The sequence below is a fragment of the Limimaricola sp. G21655-S1 genome (assembly GCF_027213785.1).
GTDB lineage: Bacteria > Pseudomonadota > Alphaproteobacteria > Rhodobacterales > Rhodobacteraceae > Limimaricola.
In genome coordinates this window covers 36,717-58,705 of record NZ_JAPWGO010000003.1, presented here as the reverse complement: position 1 = coordinate 58,705, position 21,989 = coordinate 36,717, and the positions used below count along the sequence as shown (strand labels likewise).

The window sequence follows — 21,989 nt, the reverse complement described above, 5'->3', positions numbered from 1 at the left end:
CCCGAACGGGCTCAGGCGGCCTTTACGGGGATGCGCTTGACGCGCGCCTGCGCCTCGGCGGTCTTCGGGAGGCTGACCTTGAGCACGCCTTTTTCGAAGCGCGCCTCGGCCTTGTCGGCATCGACCCCCGGAGGCAGCGGAATGGTGCGCGCGAAGGCACCAAAGGAGCGCTCGGACAGGTAAACGCCCTTGCGCTTTTCCTCGTGCTCGACCTTCTTCTCGCCACGGATCGTCATCACGTCGCCGGAGAGCGAGATGTCGACATCCTCGACGCTCATGCCGGGTAGTTCGACCGCCACCTCGATGCCGTTATCGGTCTCGGTGACGTCGGCGCTGGGACCGAACAGGCCGATCGGGCCGCGCTGGCCGTTCCGACCGTTTTCGACCTTGTGCCAGAATTCCTCGAAGACGTGGTTGATGTCGCGTTGAAGCATGGCGAGCGGGCTGGTCGTGCCGCCATCCCCATTGGCCGGGGTCTTGGGTTTCTCACGACCCCACGGAATGAGATCGCTGATATGCATGTCGTTTTTCCTCCTTGGTTCGGGTCGGGACGTCAGTTCGCCCTGACCTTGATCTTCTTCGGCTTGGCCTCGGGCGCGCGTGGCAATTCGAGCCGCAGCACGCCGTGCTTGAATTCGGCCTTGATCTTCGACTGGTCGACCTCGTCAGACAGAGTGAAGACCCGGACGTAGTCGCCCTCGCGATACTCGGTCGAGAGCCGCCGGTAGCCCTCGGGGGCGTGCGGCCGCACCTTGCCCTGAAGCGTCAGCACCTGCCGCTCCAGCGTCACGTCGACATCCTCGGGCGCGACGCCCGGCATGTCGGCCATGATCACGGTGGTGCCGTTCGTCTCGAATATGTCGACCGCCGGGGTGAAGCTCATCGCCATGCGGTCCTTGCCGGTCTCGGTCATCTCGCGTTTCTCCTGACGCGCGACTTCCTGTGCCATGTTCTCCTCCTTTCTCCTGCGATGTCAGGACGACTTGATCTCGATGCGCTTGGGCTTGTCCTCTTCCGGGCGCTGCATCTCCACCGTCAGCACCCCGTTCGTGAACCGGGCCTCGACCCGGTCGGGGGCGATGCGGAACGGAAGTTCGATGCTGCGGGAGAAACGCCCCTGCAGGCGCTCGCGGCGATGCCATGTCGCCTCCTCGCCGGTCTGCGGCTCGGGATAGTGGCCCGACAGGGTGACGATGCCGTCCTTCACGGTGAGTTCGATATCGTCCTGCGACAGGCCCGGAAGCTCGGCGGTCAGCACGATGCTGTCCTGCCCGGCCCAGAAGTTGATCGCGGGCTGGCCGTCGCGCGGCGCCGTGCCGAAACCCGCGAACATGCGGTTCATGTCGCGCTGCATCCGCCGCATGTCGGCAAAGGGATCCGGCATGCCGTAGGGCGCGAAGGATGTCTGTAGCATTGGTTTCCTCCTTTCCTCGTAACGTCCATCCGTCGGATCGCGGGGCCGCGGCGGCAGGCGCCGCGGCGGCGCACGATCGATCGATGCGAGGATGTCCCGGAAAGGCAGGTTGCAGGGCGGCGCACTGCTGTCGGCCGGCGCGCTTGATGGCACCGCCGCCGGATCGGCAGCCGACGGGAAGGCCGCGAAGCGCCGAACCTCCGTCTGTCCACTACCCGGGGACCCGCCTCCGGCATCCCCGAGGCGCATGTGGGAATCGCGAATTCCACTGTCAAGCCCGGATCTGGAAAATCGGCGGGGCATCGCCCACATGCCGACCGAACACGGGATCTGGTCGGGGAAGGAGGACAAGATGGACCAGAAGAACAAGATCAATCTATGGTATCTCGTGCTGGCCCTCTTCGGGGTCGTGCTGCTGCATGATCTGTGGGTCGGTGCGCAGCGGATCGAGTCGATCCCCTATAGCCGCTTCGAGCAGCTGGTCGATGACGGGCTCGTCGATCAGGTGGTGATCGGCTCCGACAGGATCACCGGCAGCTTCGCCGTCCCGCAGAACGGCAGGACCGAATTCGTGACGACGCGGGTCGAGCCCGGGCTTGCGGAGCGGCTGCGCGACAGCGGTGTGACCTTCACTGGCGCGGTCGAGAACACATGGCTCGGCACGGTCCTGTCATGGGTGGTGCCGGCGGCGGTCTTCGTCGGGCTCTGGGTCCTGGTGATCCGGAAGTTCGCCGAGAAACAGGGCTTCGGCGGCATGATGTCGATCGGCAAGAGCCGGGCCAAGGTCTATGTCGAGACCGATACAAAGACCCGGTTCGAGGACGTCGCCGGGGTCGACGAGGCGAAGGCCGAGTTGCAGGAGATCGTCGAGTTCCTGAAGGACCCCGAGTGCTACGGTGCGCTTGGGGCGCGGATGCCCAAGGGCGTGCTGCTGGTGGGTCCGCCGGGCACCGGCAAGACGATGCTGGCGCGGGCCGTGGCGGGCGAGGCCGGGGTGCCGTTTTTCTCGATCTCGGGCTCGGAGTTCGTGGAGATGTTCGTGGGCGTCGGCGCCGCCCGGGTGCGCGACCTGTTCGAGCAGGCTCGTGCCAAGGCCCCGGCGATCATCTTCGTCGACGAGCTCGACGCCCTGGGCCGCGCCCGCGGCAGCATGCCGGGGGTCGGCGGCCATGACGAACGCGAGCAGACGCTGAACCAGATCCTCACCGAACTCGACGGCTTCGACCCCTCGAGCGGGCTGGTACTGCTTGCGGCGACCAACCGCCCCGAGATCCTCGACCCGGCCCTGCTTCGCGCGGGCCGCTTCGACCGTCAAGTGCTGGTCGATCGCCCCGACCGCCCGGGCCGCGAGGCGATCCTGAAGGTCCACATGGGGAAGATCCGCGTCGGGCCTGATGTCGAGATCAGCCAGCTGGCAGGCCTCACTACCGGCTTTTCGGGCGCGGACCTCGCCAACCTCGTGAACGAAGCGGCGCTGCTGGCCACCCGCAGACGTGCCGAGCGCGTAGCGATGGAGGACTTTACCAACGCGATCGAACGGATCGTGGCGGGGCTGGAAAAGCGCAACCGCCTCTTGAACCCGCGCGAGCGCGAGATCGTCGCCTATCACGAGATGGGCCACGCGCTGACGGCGATGGCACTTCCGGGGGTGGACGAGGTGCACAAGGTCTCGATCGTCCCGCGCGGCATCGGCGCGCTCGGCTACACGATCCAGCGGCCCACCGAGGATCGCTTCCTGATGACCCGCGAGGAGTTGGAGAACAAGATCGCGGTACTGCTCGGCGGTCGGGCCGCGGAGCTTCTGGCCTTCGATCATCTCTCCACCGGCGCGGCGGACGATCTGGCCCGCGCGACCGACATCGCCCGTGCCATGGCGACCCGCTACGGCATGGTCGACGATCTCGGATTCGTCAGCTACGAGGCCCCGCAGCGCGATTTTCTCGGCCAGCGCCCCGGCGCCACGGAGGCCCGCTATGGCCCCGAAACCGCCGAGCGGATCGACGCCGCGGTGCGCGACATCATCGCCCGCGTCCACGACCGGGTGCTGGCTCTGCTCGAGGCCAATCGCGGGTTGCTCGAGCGATCCGCCGCCGAACTTCTGGAGCACGAGACCCTGACGGAGCAGGGACTGGCCCGCTATCGCGATGAACTGCGGCGCGAGCCGGAGCCAATGCCCGTGACCGCCTGATCAGGCGGCCGCGTCATCGCTGCGCGAAGGCGGGCCGATACGGCCCGCCCAAAGCGGCGGCGGATCGCTGGCCGCGAAGTTGCCGACAAGCGCCCCGTCAAGCGACACGATCCTGCCCCGACTATCGTCAGCTCGGGCCTCGTGGCCGGGCCCGGATCTCGACTTCCGCTTGCTGACGAAATGCTCGGCGTAGCTCCTCAAGACCGGCTCACGCTCCTGCGCCGGCAACACGATCGGCTGCCAGCCGCGCTGCCTGCAATAACGAAGCCCGGCTTCGCGGCTTGGAAACCGCAACTGGATCTGTCGGTCCGGATCGGTATCGCTGTTCAGCCCATCAACGGCTCCCGCAAATGCCGGTGTCGCGGATCGATGCGGAGAACCCAGTGAAGGGGTGCCGGCCCGGATTGGGTGGGCATGCGGGATGGCCGATAGAGAATGACGGCAGGCGCTTCGAATGACGCGGGGCCAGCAGTCTCGCCGCGACCCGCTGCATTGGTGGCCGCAGAGCCTCTTAGCGACATCTGGGCGAGCGGTAAAAGACGGAATGACCCTTCCATGTTTCCCTCCACGTTCAAAGGGATGGTTCGTCAGATATATAGGGCTCGGTCCGGGCAGCGCGAAGACCTCGGGAGCCCGTAATCTCAGGTCGAACACTCCAGCACTGCAGGCGCAGCGACTTCGGCAGGCATCACCGGCCCTCACGTGGCTGCGCAGTCGATGATCCACCCAGCTTGCAGGGCTCGTTCAGCCACGAATGCGCCAACTGCCGCTTCCCGTCCCGGGCGCAGGGAACGAGCGGACGCGTCCGCTCGTTTCTCGGCATCGCGGGCATGGTGCCCGCAACTGACGAGGTTCACCATGAAAACGCTGAACGACGCATTCGAACATACGCTGCAAGACATCTACTATGCCGAAAACGCACTGACCAAGGCGCTGCCGAAAATGGCCAAGGCCGCGGGTGCCGCCCATCTACAGGAGGCCCTGAAGGCGCACCTGACCGAGACCAAGGAGCAGATCAAGCTGCTCGACCGGGTCTTCGAGGCGATCGGCAAGAAGGCCGAGGGCGAGAAGTGCGATGCCATAGAAGGGCTGATCAAGGAGACCGAGAGCATCATCGAGGAAGCCGAAGGCGCGGCCCTCGACGCGATGCTGATCGGCGCGGCCCAGGCGGTCGAGCACTATGAGATCGCCCGTTACGGCACGCTCCGGGAATGGGCGCGGCAGCTCGGTCAGGACGAAGCCCATGACCTGCTGACGCAGATCCTAGATCAGGAGAAGGCGACGAATGCCAAGCTGACCGCGCTCGCCGTGGGCGAGGTCAACGCCTCGAAACCACGAAAGGCGACTGCCAAGGCCTGATAGCGATCAGTGGCCAGAGGGCCGTGTACGCGCTCTCGCAGGGAACTGCGAGAGCGCTTCGCATGAGATGTGCATCTCGCTGTAGCCATCGGCAACGGCTCGGAAATTCGGTCGCTCAGCAGACCGCAAGCCGGAACCGATAGCAGGTGCTATGAACCGATCGGCGCCATATCGCGGTCGCGGTCTGGGGCTCCCGACCGGGCATGTCATGGCCGATCCACCATCAAGATCGACCACACCCGCCTTGATGAAGGCAATCGGACCTCAACCGCCGATCAAACTTGATCGAGCAGGAAACTTGCCTTGGCGGCCCCAGGCCCGCTGTCGCACCGCTGACGGGGTGCCCCCGGGTCGGCATGACCGACCGCGAGGCGAGGCTGCATCAATGCGCCGGCGCCTTCGATGTGAAGGCGCTCATCACCGCGACGATCACGCCGCCGACCGCGAGGCCCACGATCCCCATCATCGTCGCACCGGTCAGCCAGCCCAGGGCCGCGGGCAGGATCGGCGCGTGCGCGGCGACGAAATGGGTTGCGACCTCGATGAGATGTTCGGGCTGCGAGATATGGTAGGTCTCGAGCCCGTGGATCAGGATGCCGCCGCTGACCCAGAGCATCGCGGCGGTACCAACGAAGGAGAGCAGCTTCAGCACGTAGGGCATGCCCTTGACCAGCATCCTGCCGAAGGCCGGCAGCAGGCCGCCCGGCCCTCGCGCCGCCAAGGCAACCCCGAGGTCATCGGCCTTCACGATGATCGCGACGGCGCCGTAGACGATGAAGGTGATGAAAACACCGACCAGCCCCAGCACCACGGCCTGCGTCACGAAAGGCTGGTCGGCCACGGTCGAAAGCGTCAGCGCCATGATCTCGGCGGAGAGGATGAAATCGGTGCGGATCGCGCCCTTGACCGTGGTCGCCTCGTCGAGCGGCACCTTTTCGGCCGTCCCGTGGCCGTGGCCCAGAAGCACCTCGGCGATCTTCTCGGCGCCCTCATAGGCAAGGTAGAGACCGCCCAGCATCAATAGCGGCGTGATCGCCCACGGCGCGAGAAAGCTCAGCGCCAGCGCGGCAGGCAGCAGCACCAGCAGCTTGTTGCGCAGCGAGCCGATGCCGATCTTGCGGATGATCGGTAGTTCGCGATCGGCCGCGAAGCCCAGCACGTATTTCGGAGTGACGGCCGCGTCGTCGATCACCACACCCGCGGATTTGGAGCCGGCCTTGAGCGTGGCGGCAGCGACATCGTCGAGCGACGCCGCCGCGGCTCTGGCGATCAGGGCGACGTCATCGAGAAGGGCGAACAATCCGGAACTCATGGGCCTGCCATTGATGTGAAACTGCGATTCTGGTCGAGACTAACCCGGTTCAACGGCCGATGCCGCGTTTGGGTCGGCGCGTACCGGGAATTTTTCGCTCATGCAGCGGGATCGTGTGGGCCGCGTGCCGCGTCGCCCCCCTGCCCGGGCCGATGCCCGGAACGCATTGCCGTCTTGGCAGCGGCGCCGATCCACACCACTCTGCGCGCCAAGGTGGGGCCGGTACGCAAGGCGTGTCTGCCCCGTGACATCCATCGAGGACGCAGATGACACTGACCGCCGAAACCACCGCTGCCCTGCGCGGGGTGACCACCGCGACGCTGACCACGATCCTTCTCAAGAAGGGCCTGCGCAATGTCTGGATCCGCGGCGCCATGCCGATGCGCGAGGGCGAGAACCGCGTCGTCGGTCCCGCCTTCACTTTCCGCTTCGTGCCGGCGCGCGAGGATCTGGCCACCCCGGCCTCGTGGGGCAGCCCGGTCTCGACCCGCGCCGCGATCGAGGAAATGCCCGAGGGCGCGATCGCGGTGATCGACGCCATGGGCATCACAGATGCCGGGGTGTTCGGTGACATCCTCTGTGCGCGGATGGTCAAGCGCGGCGCTGCCGGGCTGATCACCGACGGGGTAATCCGCGACCGCGCGGGCGTGATGCAGACCGGCCTGCCCATCTGGGCGCGCGGGGCCGCAGCGCCGCCCTCCGTCGCCGGGCTGACCTTTACCGGCTGGCAGGAGACGGTGGGCTGCGGCGGCGTCTGCGTGGTGCCGGGCGACGTGATCGTCGCCGATGCCGACGGCGCAGTGGTGATCCCCGCAGCCATGGTCGAGGAAGTGACGGCCGAGGCGATCGAACAGGAGCGCATGGAGGGCTGGATCGTCGAGGAGGTCGAGCGCGGCGAGAAGCTGCCCGGCCTCTACCCGATGAACGACGCAACCCGCGCCCGTTACGCCGCCTGGAAGGAGGGTCAGCGATGATCTCCGCCGAGACGCGCGGCGTTTTCGCCATCGCTCCCACCCCATTCTTGCCCGGCGGCGCGCTCGATGTCGCCTCGCTCGGCCGGATGACCGAACGCTACGCAGGCTGCGGCGTCGACGGGCTGACGATCCTCGGGATCATGGGCGAGGCGCAGAAACTGGAGCCGGAAGAGAGCCTTGCCGTCGTGCGCGAGGTCATCGCGCATGCGGGCGGCCTGCCCGTCGTGGTCGGCGTCTCGGCGCCGGGTTTCGCCGCGATGAAGCGGCTGTCGAACGCAGCCATGGAGATGGGGGCTGCGGGCGTCATGATGACCCCGCCCGCGGCGATGCGGACCGACGACCAGATCGTAGGATGGTTCGCTCAGGCCGTGGCGCAGATCGGGATGGACGTTCCTTTCGTGCTGCAGGATCATCCCACCGCGACGGGCGTGGTGATGTCGACGAAGGTGATCCGCCGCGTGGTCGAGGAGAACCCCTCCTGCGTGATGCTCAAGCACGAGGACTGGCCCGGGCTCGAAAAGATCTCGGCGATCCGGAACTGGCAGGATCGAGGCGAGATGCGCGACCTGTCGATCCTGTGCGGCAACGGTGCGCTGTTCCTGGATTTGGAGATGGGACGCGGCGCGGATGGCGCGATGACCGGTTACGCCTTTCCCGAGATGCTGCGCCGGGTAGTGGACCTCGCCCTCCGGGACCGCGACGCCGCGCAGGACATCTTCGACGCGCACCTGCCGCTTCTGCGGTACGAGCATCAGCCGGGCGTCGGCCTCGCGGTGCGCAAGCGCATTCTGGCGCGGCGCGGCTTCATCGCGCATGCCGATCTGCGTGCGCCGGGCGCATCTTGCAGCGAGGCCGCCTGCGCCGAGATCGACTACATGCTGGAGCGCCTGGCGGCCCGCGACCCGGACTGCGGGCTCTAGGTCTCGCTATCGTCGTCGCGGCCCTTGTAGCCGGTCGCGACGACGAATTTTTCCGAGCTGTCGGATCGCGAGGCCGGCGGCTTCACGTTCTGCACCTTCTCGAACTTCTGCTTGAGCAGTTGCTGCAGGCTACCTTCGGCGCCGCCCGCCAGCACCTTGGCGACGAAGGTCCCGCCCGGGCTCAGCACGTCGAAGGCGAAATGGGCCGCCGCCTCGCAAAGCGCGATGATCCGGAGGTGGTCGGTCTGCTTGTGGCCGGAGGCCGCGGCGGCCATGTCGGACATCACCACGTCGGCACCACCGCCCAGCCATTCCTTGACCTTGAGGTCGGCGTCATCCTCCATGAAGTCGAGCTGGTGGATCTCGGCCCCGGCGATCGGCTCGACCTCCTGCAGGTCGACGCCCAGCACCGAACCCACCGATTTCCCCGATTTCGCGCCGAGGGAGTTCACCCGCGCCACCGCGACCTGACACCAGCCGCCGGGGGCACAGCCCAGATCGACCACCCGCGCACCGGGCACGAGAAAGCGGAACTTGTCGTCGAGTTCGATGATCTTGTAGGCGGCGCGACCGCGATAGCCTTCGGCCTTGGCGCGCTTGACATAGGGGTCGTTGAGCTGGCGTTCCAGCCAGAGCTTGGAGCTCATCTTGCGGCCGCGCGCAGTCTTGACCTTGACGGTCAGGTCGCGCTGTCCGCGCCCGGAGGTATTGCCGGTGCCCGCGCCGGGCTTCTTGGGTGTCTTGGCCATGCGGGGCACTCCTGATCAGAGGCCCCGACTATGCCAAGCATGGGTGACGGGGCAAGCCCCGCCCCGTCAACAATGCGCAAAACGCGGCAAGGGCATGGAATACCAGACCCCTGCCCTCGAAGCTCAGGCCCGGCGGCGGCGACGCCCGCCATCGCGACCGCCACGCCCCTCGCCCGGCACGCCCGGCGGCCGGTTGAAGCGGATCCATTCTGCGCCCGACGGATCGTTGTTGGTCAGGAAGTTCGCGGCGCGGATCGCGCTCATCTCGCCACCCGGCTGCGCCTCGCGGCTGCCGATGCCCATGAGGCGGCAGAAGGTCTCGTCGTCCATCTCCTCGGGGACCACGATGCCCGCGGCCTCCAGTTCGGCCTTCTTCTCGGCGATCTTCGAAAGCGGAGTCGGCAGCGCGCAGGGATTCATGATCGCGCTGGTCATGCCCGAGGCCATCGCCATTGGCAGGAAGGCGTTGTTGATGCCATGCCGGTTCGGCAGGCCGAAGGAGATGTTCGAGGCGCCGCAGGTGGTGTTGACGCCCAACTCGTCGCGCAGGCGGCGCACCAGCGCGAACACCTGCAGACCGGCGGTCGCCATCGCACCGATCGGCATCACCAGCGGATCGACCACGATGTCATGCGCGGGAATGCCGAAATCGGCGGCGCGCTCGACGATCTTCTTGGCCACCGCGAAGCGCACGTCGGGGTCCTCGGAAATGCCCGTGTCGTCGTTCGAGATCGCCACAACCGGCACGTTGTATTTCTTGACCAGCGGCAGCACGAGTTCGAGCCGATCCTCTTCGCCGGTGACCGAGTTCAGCAAAGGCCGCCCCTGCGCCGCCGCGAGACCGGCCTCGAGCGCCGCCGGAACCGAGCTGTCGATGCACAGCGGCACGTCGACGAGGCCTTGCACCAGCTCGATCATCTTCGTCATGAGCGGCGGCTCGGTCTCGTTGGGGTTGGGATTGGAGTTGTAGACCACCCCAGCATTGACATCGAGCATGGTGGCGCCGCAGGCGACCTGCGCGACGGCGTCCTTTTCGACGGTCGAGAAATCGCCCGCCTCGAGCTCGGCGGCGAGCTTCTTGCGCCCGGTGGGGTTGATCCTTTCGCCGATCACGCAGAACGGCTGGTCGAAGCCGATGATCGCGGTTTTCGTTTTCGATTCAACGATCGTACGGGTCATTCTTCATCCTTGTCATCGGGCATGGGCCCCTGAATTCTCAACGTGCGACGCTGGCCTGCGCCGGCTGCCGGGCCGCCAGCCACTCCGCGCTTGCGGCGATGCCGCCCAGCGGGAAGAGATGCGCCTGCTCCAGCCCGAGAGCGGGCTCGACCAGGCGGGCGCGCTCCAGCTCGGCCGCGATCTCGTCGGGCGCATAGGGCACGAGCAGCTTGCTGACGTCCATCGCGCGTTTCTGCAAGACCTTGAGCGAGGGACCGACCCCGCATGCCATGGCGTATTTGATCAGTGTCTGCAACTTCGCCGGTCCGGCGAGCCCGACATGCACCGGCAGATCGATCCCCGCCTCGCGGATGGTTCGGGCCCACCCGATCACCGGTTCGGCGTCGAAGACGAACTGGGTGACCAGCGCCATCCGCGCATTGCTGCGGTTCGCGAAGTCCTGCTTCCAGCGCAGCGCGTCGCGCACCACCGCGTCACCGCCGTCGGGATCGATGTCACGGTTGCCCTCCGGGTGGCCGGCCACGTGCAGGCGGGTAAAGCCGGCGCGGTCGAATTCGCCCGTCTCCAGAAGCTGCATCGAGGAATGAAAGTCTCCGCGTGGGCTCGCGATGCCGCCCGCGAGCACCAACGCTTCGGTGACGCCGGCCTCGCCTTGATAGCGGGCGATCCAGTCGGAAAGCTGCGCCCGGCTTTCGATGCTGCGCGCCGGGAAATGCGGCATGACGGCGAAGCCTTCGCCCGCGATGCGCGCCGCCGTCGCCACCATCTCATCGATCGGCGTGCCGTCGATATGGGCGATGTAGACGCGGGTGCCTGCGGGCAGGAGCGCCTTGAAGCTGTCGACCTTGGCCGCGGTCCGCGGCATCACCTCGATCGAGGCGCGGGCGATGAAATCGCCGCCCGTCTGGGGCGCGGGTTTCGCGCGGCGGAAGGTCAACAGGGACATCAGCACCTCCTTGAGGGCACGCGTCATTCGCGCCCGTTATTGTCGATAAGCGCCTTGAGGCGCGCCTTGTCGTACTCGGCCTCGATCCGCTCCACCGCCGTGCGGGCGGCATCCTCGGCCTCGCCCTCGATCTCGCCCCAGGGCGCCTTGCGCCATTCGGCGAGGTAGTCGTCGGTCCCCGCCGCGCCCGATTTCATCGCAGCGCGGTCGATCGCCTGTTCGAACCGCTCGGACAGCTGGATCTTGGTGCCGCGGCGGCCACGGCCGACGATCACCTGGGCCGGCATGTCGCGCCATAATACGAGCGTGATCTCTGGCATTCGGGGTCCTTTCCTCGCCTTCGCTGATAGCGTGCCGCACCGCCCGGCCGGGGTCGGATTTCGACACCTTGGCCGCGTGCTGCGACGCCGCCTCTTGTCGCAAGCTCGGCGCGGCACGGCCAGAGGGTCGAATCGTCAAAAACCCCAAGATCGTGATGAGTCACGTTGCGACCCGCCCTCTCGCGGTGCTTGCGCCGTCCCCGTCCAAGCCCTACCCTTGAGACAACTCGATATTGGAGGGCGTATTCATGGCGCCCATGCGTCCCGACGGTGCGGGCGCGTTCCCGAAAGCGGTGAGATCCCCCGCGCCAGGCCCGGATCAGGCGACACTCTATGCCGCGCTTGATCTCGGTACCAACAGCTGTCGGATGCTGATTGCCCAGCCCAAGGGCAGCCAGTTCCACGTGGTCGACAGCTTCTCGAAGACGGTCCAGCTGGGCCACGGGCTCGAACAGACGGGCCGGCTTTCGCGTGCCTCGATGAATCGTACCATCGGCGCGATTCGAATTTGTCGCCAGAAGCTGCAGAAGCACGGCGTGACGCGGATGCGGCTCGTCGCCACCGAGGCGTGTCGCCGGGCCAAGAACGGCCGTGCCTTTCTGGCGCAGGTACAACGCGACACCGGGCTCCGGCTCGACGTGATCCGCCCCGAGGAGGAGGCGCGGCTCGCGGTGATCTCCTGCGCGCCGCTGGTCTCGACCAAGACCGAGCAGCTGCTCGTCGTCGATATCGGCGGCGGCTCGACCGAGCTGGTATGGATCGACCTGACGAACGTGCCCAGGCGGGAACGGCCGCGCGCGATCATGCGGCTGCATTCCGGCTTCCAGCAGGATCCCGGCCCCTTCGCCGCCGCCAAGGTGGTGGACTGGATCTCAGTGCCTTTGGGCGTGGCAACGTTGCGCGACCAGTTCCACGATGTCGAGGACGATGCAGCGCGCTTCGCGCTGATGAGCTGGTTCTTCGAGGAGAACCTCGCGGGCTTCGCGCCCTCGGCCTCGGAGCAGGCGCGCGAGGGGTTCCAGATCATCGGCACCTCGGGCACCGTCACCACCGTCGCGGCGAGCCATCTCGGTCTGAGGCGCTACGACCGCAACAAGGTCGACGGGCTGCGCATGACCTCGGACCAGATCGACGCGGTGATCCGCGACTACCTTGCGCTCGGGCCCGAGGGGCGGCGCGACGACCCGCGCATCGGCCGCGACCGGCAGGCGCTGATCATGTCGGGCTCAGCAATCCTGCAGGCGCTGATGCGGCTATGGCCGACCGATCGGCTTTCGGTCGCGGATCGGGGGCTGCGCGAGGGGCTGCTCTATGCGCAGATGAGCGCCGATGGCGTGCTGGAGGACGGGCCCTACTGAGCCCGCCCCTGATCTCTCAGCGGTAATAGAGTGACCGGCCGTCACGGAAGACCTGCACCTTTTCGGGCGCGACGGTCATGTGCACGTGGCGGCCGCGCAGATCGCCATGGATACCGGGCAGCTTGGCGATCACCGGGTCGGCGCCGTTCACCTTCTCGAAGTAGAGGATCGTCACCTCACCCAGCGACTCGGTGAAGTCGACCTTGCCCTCGAAGAGGTAGTCGCCCCCGGCCTCGACCTCGGTCATGTCCTCGGGCCGCACGCCGACATTGACCGTGGCGCCCATGTCGGCCTCGGTCGAGGGCGCGTTCGACACCGCCACCCCGCCGCCGTCGAGCTTCACGGTGGTCTGCGCGCCAGTGCCGGTGATCTTGCCCGGCAGCAGGTTCATTGCCGGCGAGCCGATGAACTGCGCCACGAACTCGTTCTCGGGCCGCTCGTAGAGTTCGAGCGGCGTGCCGACCTGCGCGATACCCTTGTTGGCGAGAACGACGATCCGGGTCGCGAGCGTCATCGCCTCGACCTGATCGTGGGTCACGTAGATCATCGTCGAGTCGGGCATCGACTCCTTGAGCTGGGCGATCTCGATCCGGGTCGCCACGCGCAGCGCCGCGTCGAGGTTCGAGAGCGGCTCGTCGAAGAGATAGACCTTGGGATCGCGCACGATCGAGCGGCCAATCGCGACCCGCTGCCGCTGCCCGCCGGAGAGCGCCTTGGGCAAGCGATCGAGATAGGGTTCCAGCTGCAGGATGCGGGCGGCGTTGGAGATCGCGGCGTCGATCTCCTCCTTCGATTTCTTGGCCAGCTTCAGCGCGAAGGCCATGTTGTCGCGCACCGTCATGTGCGGGTAGAGCGCGTAGGATTGGAACACCATGGCGATGCCGCGCTGCGCGGGCGGCACGTCGTTGACGACCTGACCATCGATCTCAAGCGTGCCGCTGGAGATTTCCTCGAGCCCGGCGATCATCCGCAGAAGCGTGGACTTGCCGCAGCCCGAGGGCCCGACGAAGACCACGAGCTCGCCCTTGCCGATCTCGAGATCGATGTTCTTCAGGACCTCGACCGACCCGCCATAGGTCTTGGCCACGTCCTTCAGCTTCAGTTCCGCCATGGGTTCCTCCCTGCTCCGTCCTCAGTCCGCCGGTCGCCGGAGCGCCAGACAGCATTGCCATGGGCCGAGATGGATCAGCCCGTTCTCGGCCTTTGTCACGGTGCCCAGATCGGTGCCGATCGGGGCCCATGCGCCTTCGGGGAGCGGCACTTCTGCGGGCTCCTCCCCGAGATTGAAGGCGCAGAAAATCGTCTCGTTCGCGTCGAAACGCACGAAATGCACGACGTCGCCGCGCGAATGCACGCCGTCATGCTCCCCGGTGGCCAGCACCGGGTGGTCGTGGCGCAGCGCGATAGCGCGGCGATAATGATGCAGTATCGCCTCCGGATCGGCCTCCTGCTCCGCCACGGCGCGCGGCAGATGCTTGGGCGACACCGGCAGCCAGGGCTTGCCCTCGGAAAAGCCCCCATTGGGCGCGCTGCCATCCCAGGCGATCGGGGTGCGGCAGCCGTCGCGGCCCTTGTATTCGGGCCAGAACTCGATCCCGTAGGGGTCCTGCAGGTCCTCGAAGGCGACCTCGGCCTCCGGCAGACCGAGTTCCTCGCCTTGATACAGACAGACCGAGCCGCGGAAGCACATCAGCATGGTGGTATAGACGCGGGTCGCCTCCGCCGAAAGCTTCCAGCGCGTGGGATGCCGCTCCACGTCGTGGTTGGAATAGGACCAGCACGGCCAGGCGTCGGGGGCGGCGTGGCTAAGCCGGTAGAAGGTGTCGGCCGCAGCGGCGGCGGTGAGACGCGGCGGCTGCAACATCTCGAACGGGTAGCACATCTGCACCTTGTCGCCGCCCGAGGTGTACTCGGCCATGATCTCGAGACCGCGCTGCGCGTCGCCCACCTCGCCCACGGCGGCGGCGCCGTAAGGCTCCAGCTCGGCGCGGAACCGCTTCAGAAAGTCGAGATTCTCGGGCTGGTTCTTGGAGTAGAGGTGCTCCTGCCAGTTATAGGGGTTCACACCCGGCGCGATGGAATCGTTGCGCCGCTCGGGCGGCAGCGCCGGGTTGTCGCGTAGCTGCGCGTCGGCGAAGTAGAAGTTGATCGTGTCGAGGCGGAAGCCATCGACCCCGCGCTTGAGCCAGAACCGCTCCACGTCAAGGAGCGCTTCCTGGACCTCCGCGTTGTGGAAATTCAGGTCCGGCTGGCTGGTGAGGAAGTTGTGCAGGTAATACTGCATCCGCCGGCCGTCCCACTGCCAGGCCGAGCCGCCAAAGATCGACAGCCAGTTGTTGGGCGGCGTGCCGTCGGGCTTGGCATCGGCCCAGACATACCAGTCGGATTTCGGATTGTCGCGGCTCGACCGGCTCTCGACGAACCAGGGATGCGCCTCGGCGGTATGCGACAGAACCAGGTCGATCATCACCCGGATGCCCAGGGAATGCGCCGTCTCGACCACCGCGTCAAAATCGGCCAGCGTGCCGAACATCGGATCGACGTCGCAGTAGTCTGAGACGTCGTAGCCGAAATCCTTCATCGGCGAGGTGAAGAAGGGCGAGATCCAGATCGCGTCCACCCCCAGCGAGGCGATATGCGGCAGGCGCTTCACGATGCCGCGCAGATCGCCGATCCCGTCCCCGTCCGTATCCTGGTAGCTGCGCGGATAGATCTGGTAGATCACCGCGCCGCGCCACCAGTTGGGATCCTTCGGCATGCGGGAGACGGCGGCCGGGGCCGAAGCGGAGACGGGGGTGTTCATCGGAAGGCAGTCCTCATTTCACGGAGCCCGCAAGCAGGCCGCGCACGAGGTATTTCTGCATCGCGAAAAACACAACAAGCGGAACCGCGATCGAGACGAAAGCCGCCGTTGCGAGGATCTCCCAATTGCCGCCGCGCGTGCCCAGAAGCTCGATGATCTGCTTGGTCATCACCGTGGTCTCACCGCTCGCATCGATCAGGAACACGATCGCGACCAGCAGGTCGTTCCAGGTCCACAGGAACTGGAAGATCGCGAAGGAAGCCAGCGCCGGAAAGCTTAGCGGCAGGATGATCTTGGTGAAGATCTGGAAATCCGTGGCGCCATCGACCTTTGCGTTCTCGATGATGTCGCGCGGCAGCCCGACCATATAGTTGCGCAGAATGTAGATCGCGAGCGGCAGGCCAAAGCCGGTATGGGCAAGCCACACACCCAAGTAGCCCTTGCCGATGCCGATCTCGTTGTGGAATTTCAGAAGCGGGATCAGCGCCAGTTGCAGCGGCACCACCAGCAGGCCCACGATCGCCGCGATCAAAAGCGCTCGTCCCGGGAAATCCATCCAGGCCAGCGCGTAGGCCGCGAAGGCCGCCACGAGAATCGGGATGATCGTCGCGGGGATAGAGACGGTGAGCGTGTTGAAGAAGGCCTTAGACATACCTTCGATGTTGTTCGGGTTGAACAGCATGTTGTCGTAGTTCTCGAGCGTGAATTCCGGCGCAACCTTCGCGGTGACGAAGACACGCTGACCACGGCCCGACATCTCCTCGACCGAGGTATAGACGTAATCGCCGGTCTCCCCGACCATGATGATCTCGCCATCGCCCATATCGACCGTCTCGCCCGGGGTGTAGGCGCCGACATCGCGCGACGAGGTGCCGAAGGCCGAGATGTTCAAGGGCTCGCGCCCCTCATGGGCGAAGAGGTTGCCGGAAACGGTGTAGAGCCCGTCGACCAGCTCGGCCTCGTCGCCGCCGGCGGTCCTGAGCGTCAGGTTCTGCTCCGTGGGCAGCATCGAGCGCCACCAGCCGGACGAGGCGATCTGGTCGCCGGTGCGGAAGGACGAGACCAGCAGGCCCACCGTCGGGAAGACCCAGAGCGCCACCAGTGCCACCACCGCGATGTTCACGGCCCAGGTCAGCGCGGATTTCTTGCCAGCGATGTTGTCCATCAGCGCATCTCCCTGCGGGCGTTGTAGACGTTCCAGATCAGGATCGGCGTGACCATCAGCATGATGACCATGGCGCCAGCGGAGCCGACGCCCCAGTCATTGGCGCGGAACAGCTTGTCGTACATGTAGTTGGCCAGCACCTGCGTTTCCCACTGGCCGTTGGTCATCGCGAAGACGATGTCGAACACCTTGAGCACGATGATGGTGATGGTGGTCCAGACGACGACGATGGTGCCGACGATCTGCGGCATCTTGATCTTGAAGAAGATCTGCCACGGGTTGGCGCCGTCGACGATCGCCGCCTCGACCGTCTCCTCCGGGATGCCCCTGAGCGCCGCCGAGAGCAGCACCATGGCAAAGCCGGTCTGGATCCAGATCAGCACGATCATCAGGAAGAAGTTGTTCCAGAACGGTATGGTGAGCCAGGTCTGCGGTTGGCCATAGGGCAGATCGGCCACGAAGACCGCGATGGTCTGGCGCAGCATCAGATAGACGAGGAGGGCCATCAGCACCGCGCTGAGGATGCGCAGCGCGCCGAAAATCAGCCCGGGGCTGCGGCCTTCGCGACCCAGCACCGGCTTCATCAGCGACCATCCCAGCGCGCCGGCCCCGGCGGCGAGCGCCAGAAGCAGCAGCGCCGGCACCAACCGCAGCCAGATGAACGAGCCGATCCCGCCGTCGAAGCCGAGCCAGACGGCGTTGAGCACGCCGATCTGCTCCTGCCCCGCGGGGCGCGTGTCGTAGATCAGCTTGAAGATCACCGCGGCGCCCACGAAGGAGATCGCCATCGGCATGAAGATCAGCGATTTCGCGATGCTGCCCCACTTGATCCGGTCGGTAAGCTGGGCGGCGAGCAGACCGAAGGCGGTCGAGGCGGCGGGCACCACGATCAGCCACAGCAGGTTGTTGTTGAAGCCTTCCCAGAATTTCGGCTCGCGCAGCATCTGCTGGTAGTTGGCGAGGCCCACGAACTCGTAGCCGCCACCGCGCACCCTCTGGGTCAACGACAGGCGCAGCGTCTCGAACACCGGATAGGCAAGATAGAGGCCCAGCGCGATGAGCGCGGGCGCGAGGAACAGCCAGGGACGGATGACGTTGGCGCGGTTGATGTTGCGCCCGGCATTGGGACCACGGGGCGGGAACAGCACCTTGTCGAGCAGAATGTTCGAAAAATAGAAATAGGCGACGCAGCCGCCGACGCCGATCACGATGGTCAGCAAGCCCTGTAGTGCCGGATTCATCGCGCCCTCCCCGAGCCTTGATGCAAAGAGGCGGCCACGACGCGAGTCGCGGCCGCCAAGTCTTATGGTTACACGCTTATTTCAGCGCGTCCCAAGAATCCTGGATCTCGGAGGCCACGCTCTCGGCGCTTTCGCCGCCGACATAATCGACCATGCCGGTCCAGAACGAACCCGCGCCGACGCCGCCGGGCATCAGGTCCGAGCCGTCGAAGCGGAAGGTGGTCGCATCGAGCAGGATGTCGTTCATCTTCTTCAGCGTCGGGTCGCCGAACACCTCGGTGTTGACCGTGGTCAGCGGCGTCAGGAAACCGGTCTGCGCCATCCAGATCTCGTGTGCGATCGGGGTCTGCAGCCACTGCATGAACACGTTCGCCGCGTCGGAGGCCTCGGTGATGCCGAACATCGTGCCCGCGCCGAGCACCGGCTGGCCGAGATCCTTTTCCTCATAGGCCGGGAAGTAGAAGAAGTCGGCATCGACACCGATCTCCGTGCCCTCGGGGAAGAAGGTCGGGATGAAGGAGGCTTGGCGGTGCAGGTAGCACTGCGGCGGGCTGTCGAAGAGGCCCTTGGGGCTGTCGCGGAAGTCGGTCGAGGCGACCGCGGCCTTGCCGCCGGCGACGTAGTCGTCCGAGACGAACCAGCCGAATTCCTCGATCGCGCCGACCACCGCCGGGTCGTCGAACGGGATCTCGTTGGCGACCCACTGGTCGTAGACCTCCGGCGCCTGGGTGCGCAGCATCATGTCCTCGACCCAGTCGGTCGCCGGCCAACCGGTGGCACCGCCCGAGCCGATGCCGATGCACCAGGGCGTCTCTCCATCCTCGACCATCTGCTCGGTGAGCGCCTTGAGCTCCTCCATGCTCTCCGGCACCTCGTAGCCCGCATCCTCGAAGTTCTCGGGCACGTACCACACGAGGCTCTTCACGTCGGCCTTGTAGAAGAAACCGTAGAGGTTCTCGTTGCCCTCGGGGCCTTCGAAGGTGGCCAGATCGACCCAGGATTGGCCAGCGGCATAGTTCTCGGCGACCCAGTCACCAGTGCCCTCGGGCATCGGCTCGAGATAGCCCAGGGACGCGAGATCGCGCGCAAGGCCCGGCTGCGGGAAGACGGCGATGTTGGGCGCGGAGCCCGCCTCGGTATCGATGCGGATCTGGGTCTCGAAGCCATCTGACCCGGTGTATTGCACGTCGGCGCCGGTGGCCTCCTCGAAATAGGCGAGCATCGACTCGAACAGCGTCTGGTCGCCGCTCAGCCAGGGGCCGAAGACGGTCAGGGTCTCGCCCGACAGGTCATGGCTCTCGGCGAACTCGTTGTAGCTGTCCCAGTTGAAATCGCCCTCGCCGATCGGGAATTTCAGATCCTGCGCCGATGCGGCCGAAGCCAGCGCGATGCCGGCCACGCCCGCGAAAAGAATGGTCTTCATATGTTACCCTCCCGTAACCACGGCCCCTTCCCGGAGGCCGCGTGATGGACTGCCTTGCGCGCGGACAGGCGCGAGCCGTGCCAAAGCGCTTTGGACATCGCCAACCTGTCGGAGCTGTTCAAGCCTGTCAATGGTGGATGCCGCGAGAGGGCCGAGGAAAAATCCGGCAATGGCATTTCGATGTGACCGAAAACTGCGCTTTGACCTGCGCCGGGTCGCGACGTAGGGTAGCGGCTGTTACAAAAGCGCTTTGGACAGGACCCGGGAATGAATCTCAAGCAGCTCTCCGAACTGCTCGGGCTGAGCCAGACAACGGTGAGCCGTGCGCTCAATGGCTATACCGATGTCAGCGAGGCGACCCGGGCGCGCGTGCGGGCCGCGGCCGAGGCGCATGACTACCGTCCCAACACCCGCGCCCGCGCCCTCGCCACCGGGCGCAGCCGCGTGATCGGCCACGTGATCCCCAAGATCAGCTCCCATGCCATGGTCAACCCGATCTTTGCCGATTTCATCGCCGGTGCTGGCGAAACCTATTCCAGCGCGGGTTACGAGATGCTGATCTCGGTGGTCGATCTGGCGCAGGAGGAAAAGGCCTATCTGTCGATGAAACGGCGCGGCCTGGTCGACGGGCTGATCGTCTCGGCCCCACGCATGAACGATCCGCGCATCGCGCTGCTCGACGGGATCGGCCTGCCCTACGCGGTGCATGGCCGCGCCACCGGTACCGACCGGCAATATAGCTGGCTCGACGTCAACAACCGCCGCGCCTTCACGCGTGCCACCGACTTCCTGATGGATCTCGGCCATCGCCGGATCGGACTGGTCAACGGTCTGGAAACCATGGATTTCGCGCATCGCAGGCGGCAGGGATACGAAGAGGCCCTGCGCGCGCGGGGTATCGCCATCGACCCGAACCTGATGCGTCAGGACGAGATGACCGAAGGCTATGGATGGCGCGCCGCGCGCGACATGCTGGCCCAGCCAGACCCGCCGACCGCCTTTCTCGTCTCCTCGGTGATCTGCATGCTCGGCGTCCGCCGCGCCATCGAAGAGGCCGGGTTGGTGCTGGGGCGCGACGTCTCGGCCGTCACCCATGACGATCAGCTGTCCTACCTGCGCGACGACGGGGCGGTTCCCGCCTTTACCGCGACCCGGTCCTCGGTGCGCGAGGCTGGACAGCGGCTGGCACGGATGGTCATAGACCGGATAGACAACCCGGAGGGCCCGCATGTGCAGGAACTCCTCGAGGCCGAGCTGATCATCGGCCGCTCCACGGGCCCGGCGCCGCGCTGAGGCCCCAGACAAGGCGAAGAGCATGGATTTTTCTCGCAAGGACTTTCCCGAGGGCTTTCTCTTCGGCGCGGCCACCGCGGCCTACCAGATCGAGGGCCATGGATTCGGCGGCGCCGGTCCGACCCATTGGGACAGCTTCGCCAAGGGTCCCGGAAACGTGGTGCGCGCCGAGGACGGTGCCGTGGCCTGCGACCACTACCATCGCTACGCGGAGGATCTCGACCTGCTGCGCGATGGCGGCTTCGACGCCTACCGTTTCTCGACCTCCTGGGCGCGGGTCATGCCGGACGGCCGCACCGTGAACCCCGAGGGACTCGACTTCTACGACCGGCTGGTCGATGCGACGCTCGAACGCGGGCTGAAGCCGTTCCAGACCCTCTACCACTGGGACCTGCCCTCGGCGCTGGCCGACCGCGGCGGCTGGGCCAACCGCGACACGGCGATGGCCTTTGCCGATTACGCCGAGACGATCAGCGCCCGGATCGGCGACCGCGTCGCCTCGACCGCGACGATCAACGAACCTTGGTGCGTGGCCTGGTTGTCGCATTTCCTTGGCCATCATGCACCCGGCCTGCGCGACATCCGCGCCGCCGCCCGGGCCATGCATCACATCCTGCTCGCACACGGGTTCGCGGTGGAGCGGCTTCGCGGCATGGGGCGCGCCGAACTGGGGATCGTGCTGAACTTCGAGCGCGCCCTGCCCGCCAGCGACAGCGCCGCCGACCACGCCGCGGCCGACCTGCAGGATCAGATCTACAATCGCTGGTTCATCGAAGCGATCGCCAATGGCCGCTATCCCGAGGGGGCGCTCGCCGGGCTGGCGCCACATATGCCTGACGGCTGGCAGGACGACATGGCGCTGATCTCGCAGCCCTTGGACTGGCTCGGCGTCAACTATTACACACGCGCTATGATCGCGGCGGCGCCGGACGCCCCCTGGCCCGGCCTCACCGCAGTCGAAGGACCGCTTCCCAAGACCCAGATGGGCTGGGAAATCTATCCCGAGGGACTGCATCATTTCCTGTGCCGCGCCCGCGATATTCTGGGCCTGCCGATCCATGTCACCGAGAACGGCATGGCTTGGGCCGACCGGGTCGAGAACGGCGCGGTCGAGGATGCCGAGCGGCAGCGCTTCATCGCCGCGCATGTCGAGGCCATGCGCCGCGCCATCGCCGATGGTGTCGATCTGCGCAGCTTTTTCTACTGGTCGCTGCTCGACAACTACGAATGGGCCTTCGGCTATGAAAAGCGCTTCGGCCTCGTCCATGTCGACTTCGACACTCTGGAGCGCACACCCAAGGCGTCGTATCACGCCCTGAAATCCGCCCTCTCCCGCTGAGCCCCG

General features: G+C 66.2%; 20 protein-coding genes. 7 read left to right on the top strand and 13 right to left on the bottom strand.

The window, feature by feature from the left end; translation table 11 throughout:
* Positions 1-11: 11 nt before the first annotated feature.
* Genes O4G76_RS04615 through O4G76_RS04605 form a run of 3 tightly spaced genes read right to left on the bottom strand, consistent with a single transcriptional unit; the run spans position 12 to position 1,414 of the window.
* Positions 12-521: an Hsp20/alpha crystallin family protein gene (locus tag O4G76_RS04615; protein WP_269396220.1), complete on the bottom strand. Its 510-nt coding sequence runs from the start codon at positions 519-521 to the stop codon at positions 12-14.
* A 32-nt stretch (positions 522-553) separates the two neighbouring features.
* The gene (locus O4G76_RS04610; RefSeq protein WP_269396219.1) at positions 554-949 is read right to left on the bottom strand and encodes an Hsp20/alpha crystallin family protein; all 396 of its coding nucleotides are present in this window, start codon (positions 947-949) and stop codon (positions 554-556) included.
* 24 nt (positions 950-973) lie between these two features.
* On the bottom strand, positions 974-1,414 hold the full coding sequence (locus O4G76_RS04605; protein ID WP_269396218.1) for an Hsp20/alpha crystallin family protein: 441 nt from the start codon (positions 1,412-1,414) through the stop codon (positions 974-976).
* Between the two features lie 352 nt (positions 1,415-1,766).
* Here O4G76_RS04605 and ftsH point away from each other — a divergent pair, with 352 nt between their 5' ends.
* Positions 1,767-3,602, top strand: a complete 1,836-nt coding sequence (gene ftsH / locus O4G76_RS04600; RefSeq protein WP_269396217.1) for an ATP-dependent zinc metalloprotease FtsH — start codon at positions 1,767-1,769, stop codon at positions 3,600-3,602.
* Between the two features lie 858 nt (positions 3,603-4,460).
* Positions 4,461-4,961 carry a ferritin-like domain-containing protein gene (locus O4G76_RS04595; protein ID WP_269396216.1) on the top strand — a complete coding sequence of 167 codons (501 nt, stop codon included), beginning with the start codon at positions 4,461-4,463 and terminating at the stop codon, positions 4,959-4,961.
* A gap of 382 nt (positions 4,962-5,343) precedes the next feature.
* On the opposite strand, the gene O4G76_RS04590 is transcribed toward O4G76_RS04595, so the two are convergent.
* Entirely contained in the window at positions 5,344-6,261 is a 918-nt protein-coding gene (locus O4G76_RS04590; RefSeq protein ID WP_306467197.1) for a DUF808 domain-containing protein, read from the bottom strand.
* A 278-nt stretch (positions 6,262-6,539) separates the two neighbouring features.
* On the opposite strand from O4G76_RS04590, the gene O4G76_RS04585 reads away from it, so the two are divergent.
* Both O4G76_RS04585 and O4G76_RS04580 read left to right on the top strand, forming a co-directional pair.
* Positions 6,540-7,247: a ribonuclease activity regulator RraA gene (locus O4G76_RS04585; protein WP_269396214.1), complete on the top strand. Its 708-nt coding sequence runs from the start codon at positions 6,540-6,542 to the stop codon at positions 7,245-7,247.
* The gene (locus tag O4G76_RS04580; RefSeq protein WP_269396213.1) at positions 7,244-8,167 is read left to right on the top strand and encodes a dihydrodipicolinate synthase family protein; all 924 of its coding nucleotides are present in this window, start codon (positions 7,244-7,246) and stop codon (positions 8,165-8,167) included. The genes O4G76_RS04585 and O4G76_RS04580 overlap by 4 nt, the downstream gene beginning before the upstream one ends.
* Here the strand turns inward: O4G76_RS04580 and O4G76_RS04575 are convergent.
* The 4 genes from O4G76_RS04575 to O4G76_RS04560 all read right to left on the bottom strand — a co-directional run bounded on the left by O4G76_RS04575 (position 8,164) and on the right by O4G76_RS04560 (position 11,361).
* Positions 8,164-8,916: an RlmE family RNA methyltransferase gene (locus O4G76_RS04575; RefSeq protein WP_269396212.1), complete on the bottom strand. Its 753-nt coding sequence runs from the start codon at positions 8,914-8,916 to the stop codon at positions 8,164-8,166. The genes O4G76_RS04580 and O4G76_RS04575 overlap by 4 nt on opposite strands.
* Positions 8,917-9,039: 123 nt before the next feature.
* The gene (locus O4G76_RS04570; RefSeq protein ID WP_269396211.1) at positions 9,040-10,095 is read right to left on the bottom strand and encodes a methyltetrahydrofolate cobalamin methyltransferase; all 1,056 of its coding nucleotides are present in this window, start codon (positions 10,093-10,095) and stop codon (positions 9,040-9,042) included.
* A gap of 37 nt (positions 10,096-10,132) precedes the next feature.
* A complete protein-coding gene (locus O4G76_RS04565; protein ID WP_269396210.1) occupies positions 10,133-11,041 on the bottom strand; it encodes a methylenetetrahydrofolate reductase in 909 nt (302 codons plus the stop codon).
* A 23-nt stretch (positions 11,042-11,064) separates the two neighbouring features.
* Entirely contained in the window at positions 11,065-11,361 is a 297-nt protein-coding gene (locus O4G76_RS04560) for a virulence factor (RefSeq protein ID WP_269396209.1), read from the bottom strand.
* Between the two features lie 248 nt (positions 11,362-11,609).
* Here O4G76_RS04560 and O4G76_RS04555 point away from each other — a divergent pair, with 248 nt between their 5' ends.
* Positions 11,610-12,719: a Ppx/GppA phosphatase family protein gene (locus O4G76_RS04555; RefSeq protein ID WP_085897416.1), complete on the top strand. Its 1,110-nt coding sequence runs from the start codon at positions 11,610-11,612 to the stop codon at positions 12,717-12,719.
* A gap of 16 nt (positions 12,720-12,735) precedes the next feature.
* Here O4G76_RS04555 and O4G76_RS04550 read toward each other — a convergent pair whose 3' ends face one another.
* The 5 genes from O4G76_RS04550 to O4G76_RS04530 all read right to left on the bottom strand — a co-directional run bounded on the left by O4G76_RS04550 (position 12,736) and on the right by O4G76_RS04530 (position 19,351).
* On the bottom strand, positions 12,736-13,830 hold the full coding sequence (locus tag O4G76_RS04550; RefSeq protein WP_269396208.1) for an ABC transporter ATP-binding protein: 1,095 nt from the start codon (positions 13,828-13,830) through the stop codon (positions 12,736-12,738).
* Positions 13,831-13,851: 21 nt separating this feature from the next.
* On the bottom strand, positions 13,852-15,522 hold the full coding sequence (locus O4G76_RS04545) for an alpha-amylase family glycosyl hydrolase (RefSeq protein WP_269396207.1): 1,671 nt from the start codon (positions 15,520-15,522) through the stop codon (positions 13,852-13,854).
* 13 nt (positions 15,523-15,535) lie between these two features.
* The gene (locus O4G76_RS04540) at positions 15,536-16,687 is read right to left on the bottom strand and encodes a carbohydrate ABC transporter permease (protein WP_269396206.1); all 1,152 of its coding nucleotides are present in this window, start codon (positions 16,685-16,687) and stop codon (positions 15,536-15,538) included.
* Complete coding sequence (locus O4G76_RS04535; RefSeq protein WP_269396205.1) at positions 16,687-17,928, bottom strand: carbohydrate ABC transporter permease; 1,242 nt, start codon at positions 17,926-17,928, stop codon at positions 16,687-16,689. The genes O4G76_RS04540 and O4G76_RS04535 overlap by 1 nt, the downstream gene beginning before the upstream one ends.
* 76 nt (positions 17,929-18,004) lie before the next feature.
* The gene (locus tag O4G76_RS04530) at positions 18,005-19,351 is read right to left on the bottom strand and encodes an ABC transporter substrate-binding protein (protein ID WP_269396204.1); all 1,347 of its coding nucleotides are present in this window, start codon (positions 19,349-19,351) and stop codon (positions 18,005-18,007) included.
* 267 nt (positions 19,352-19,618) lie between these two features.
* Here O4G76_RS04530 and O4G76_RS04525 point away from each other — a divergent pair, with 267 nt between their 5' ends.
* On the top strand, positions 19,619-20,644 hold the full coding sequence (locus O4G76_RS04525) for a substrate-binding domain-containing protein (protein WP_269396203.1): 1,026 nt from the start codon (positions 19,619-19,621) through the stop codon (positions 20,642-20,644).
* A 22-nt stretch (positions 20,645-20,666) separates the two neighbouring features.
* Positions 20,667-21,983, top strand: a complete 1,317-nt coding sequence (locus tag O4G76_RS04520) for a GH1 family beta-glucosidase (RefSeq protein ID WP_269396202.1) — start codon at positions 20,667-20,669, stop codon at positions 21,981-21,983.
* The last annotated feature ends 6 nt before the right edge of the window (positions 21,984-21,989 follow it).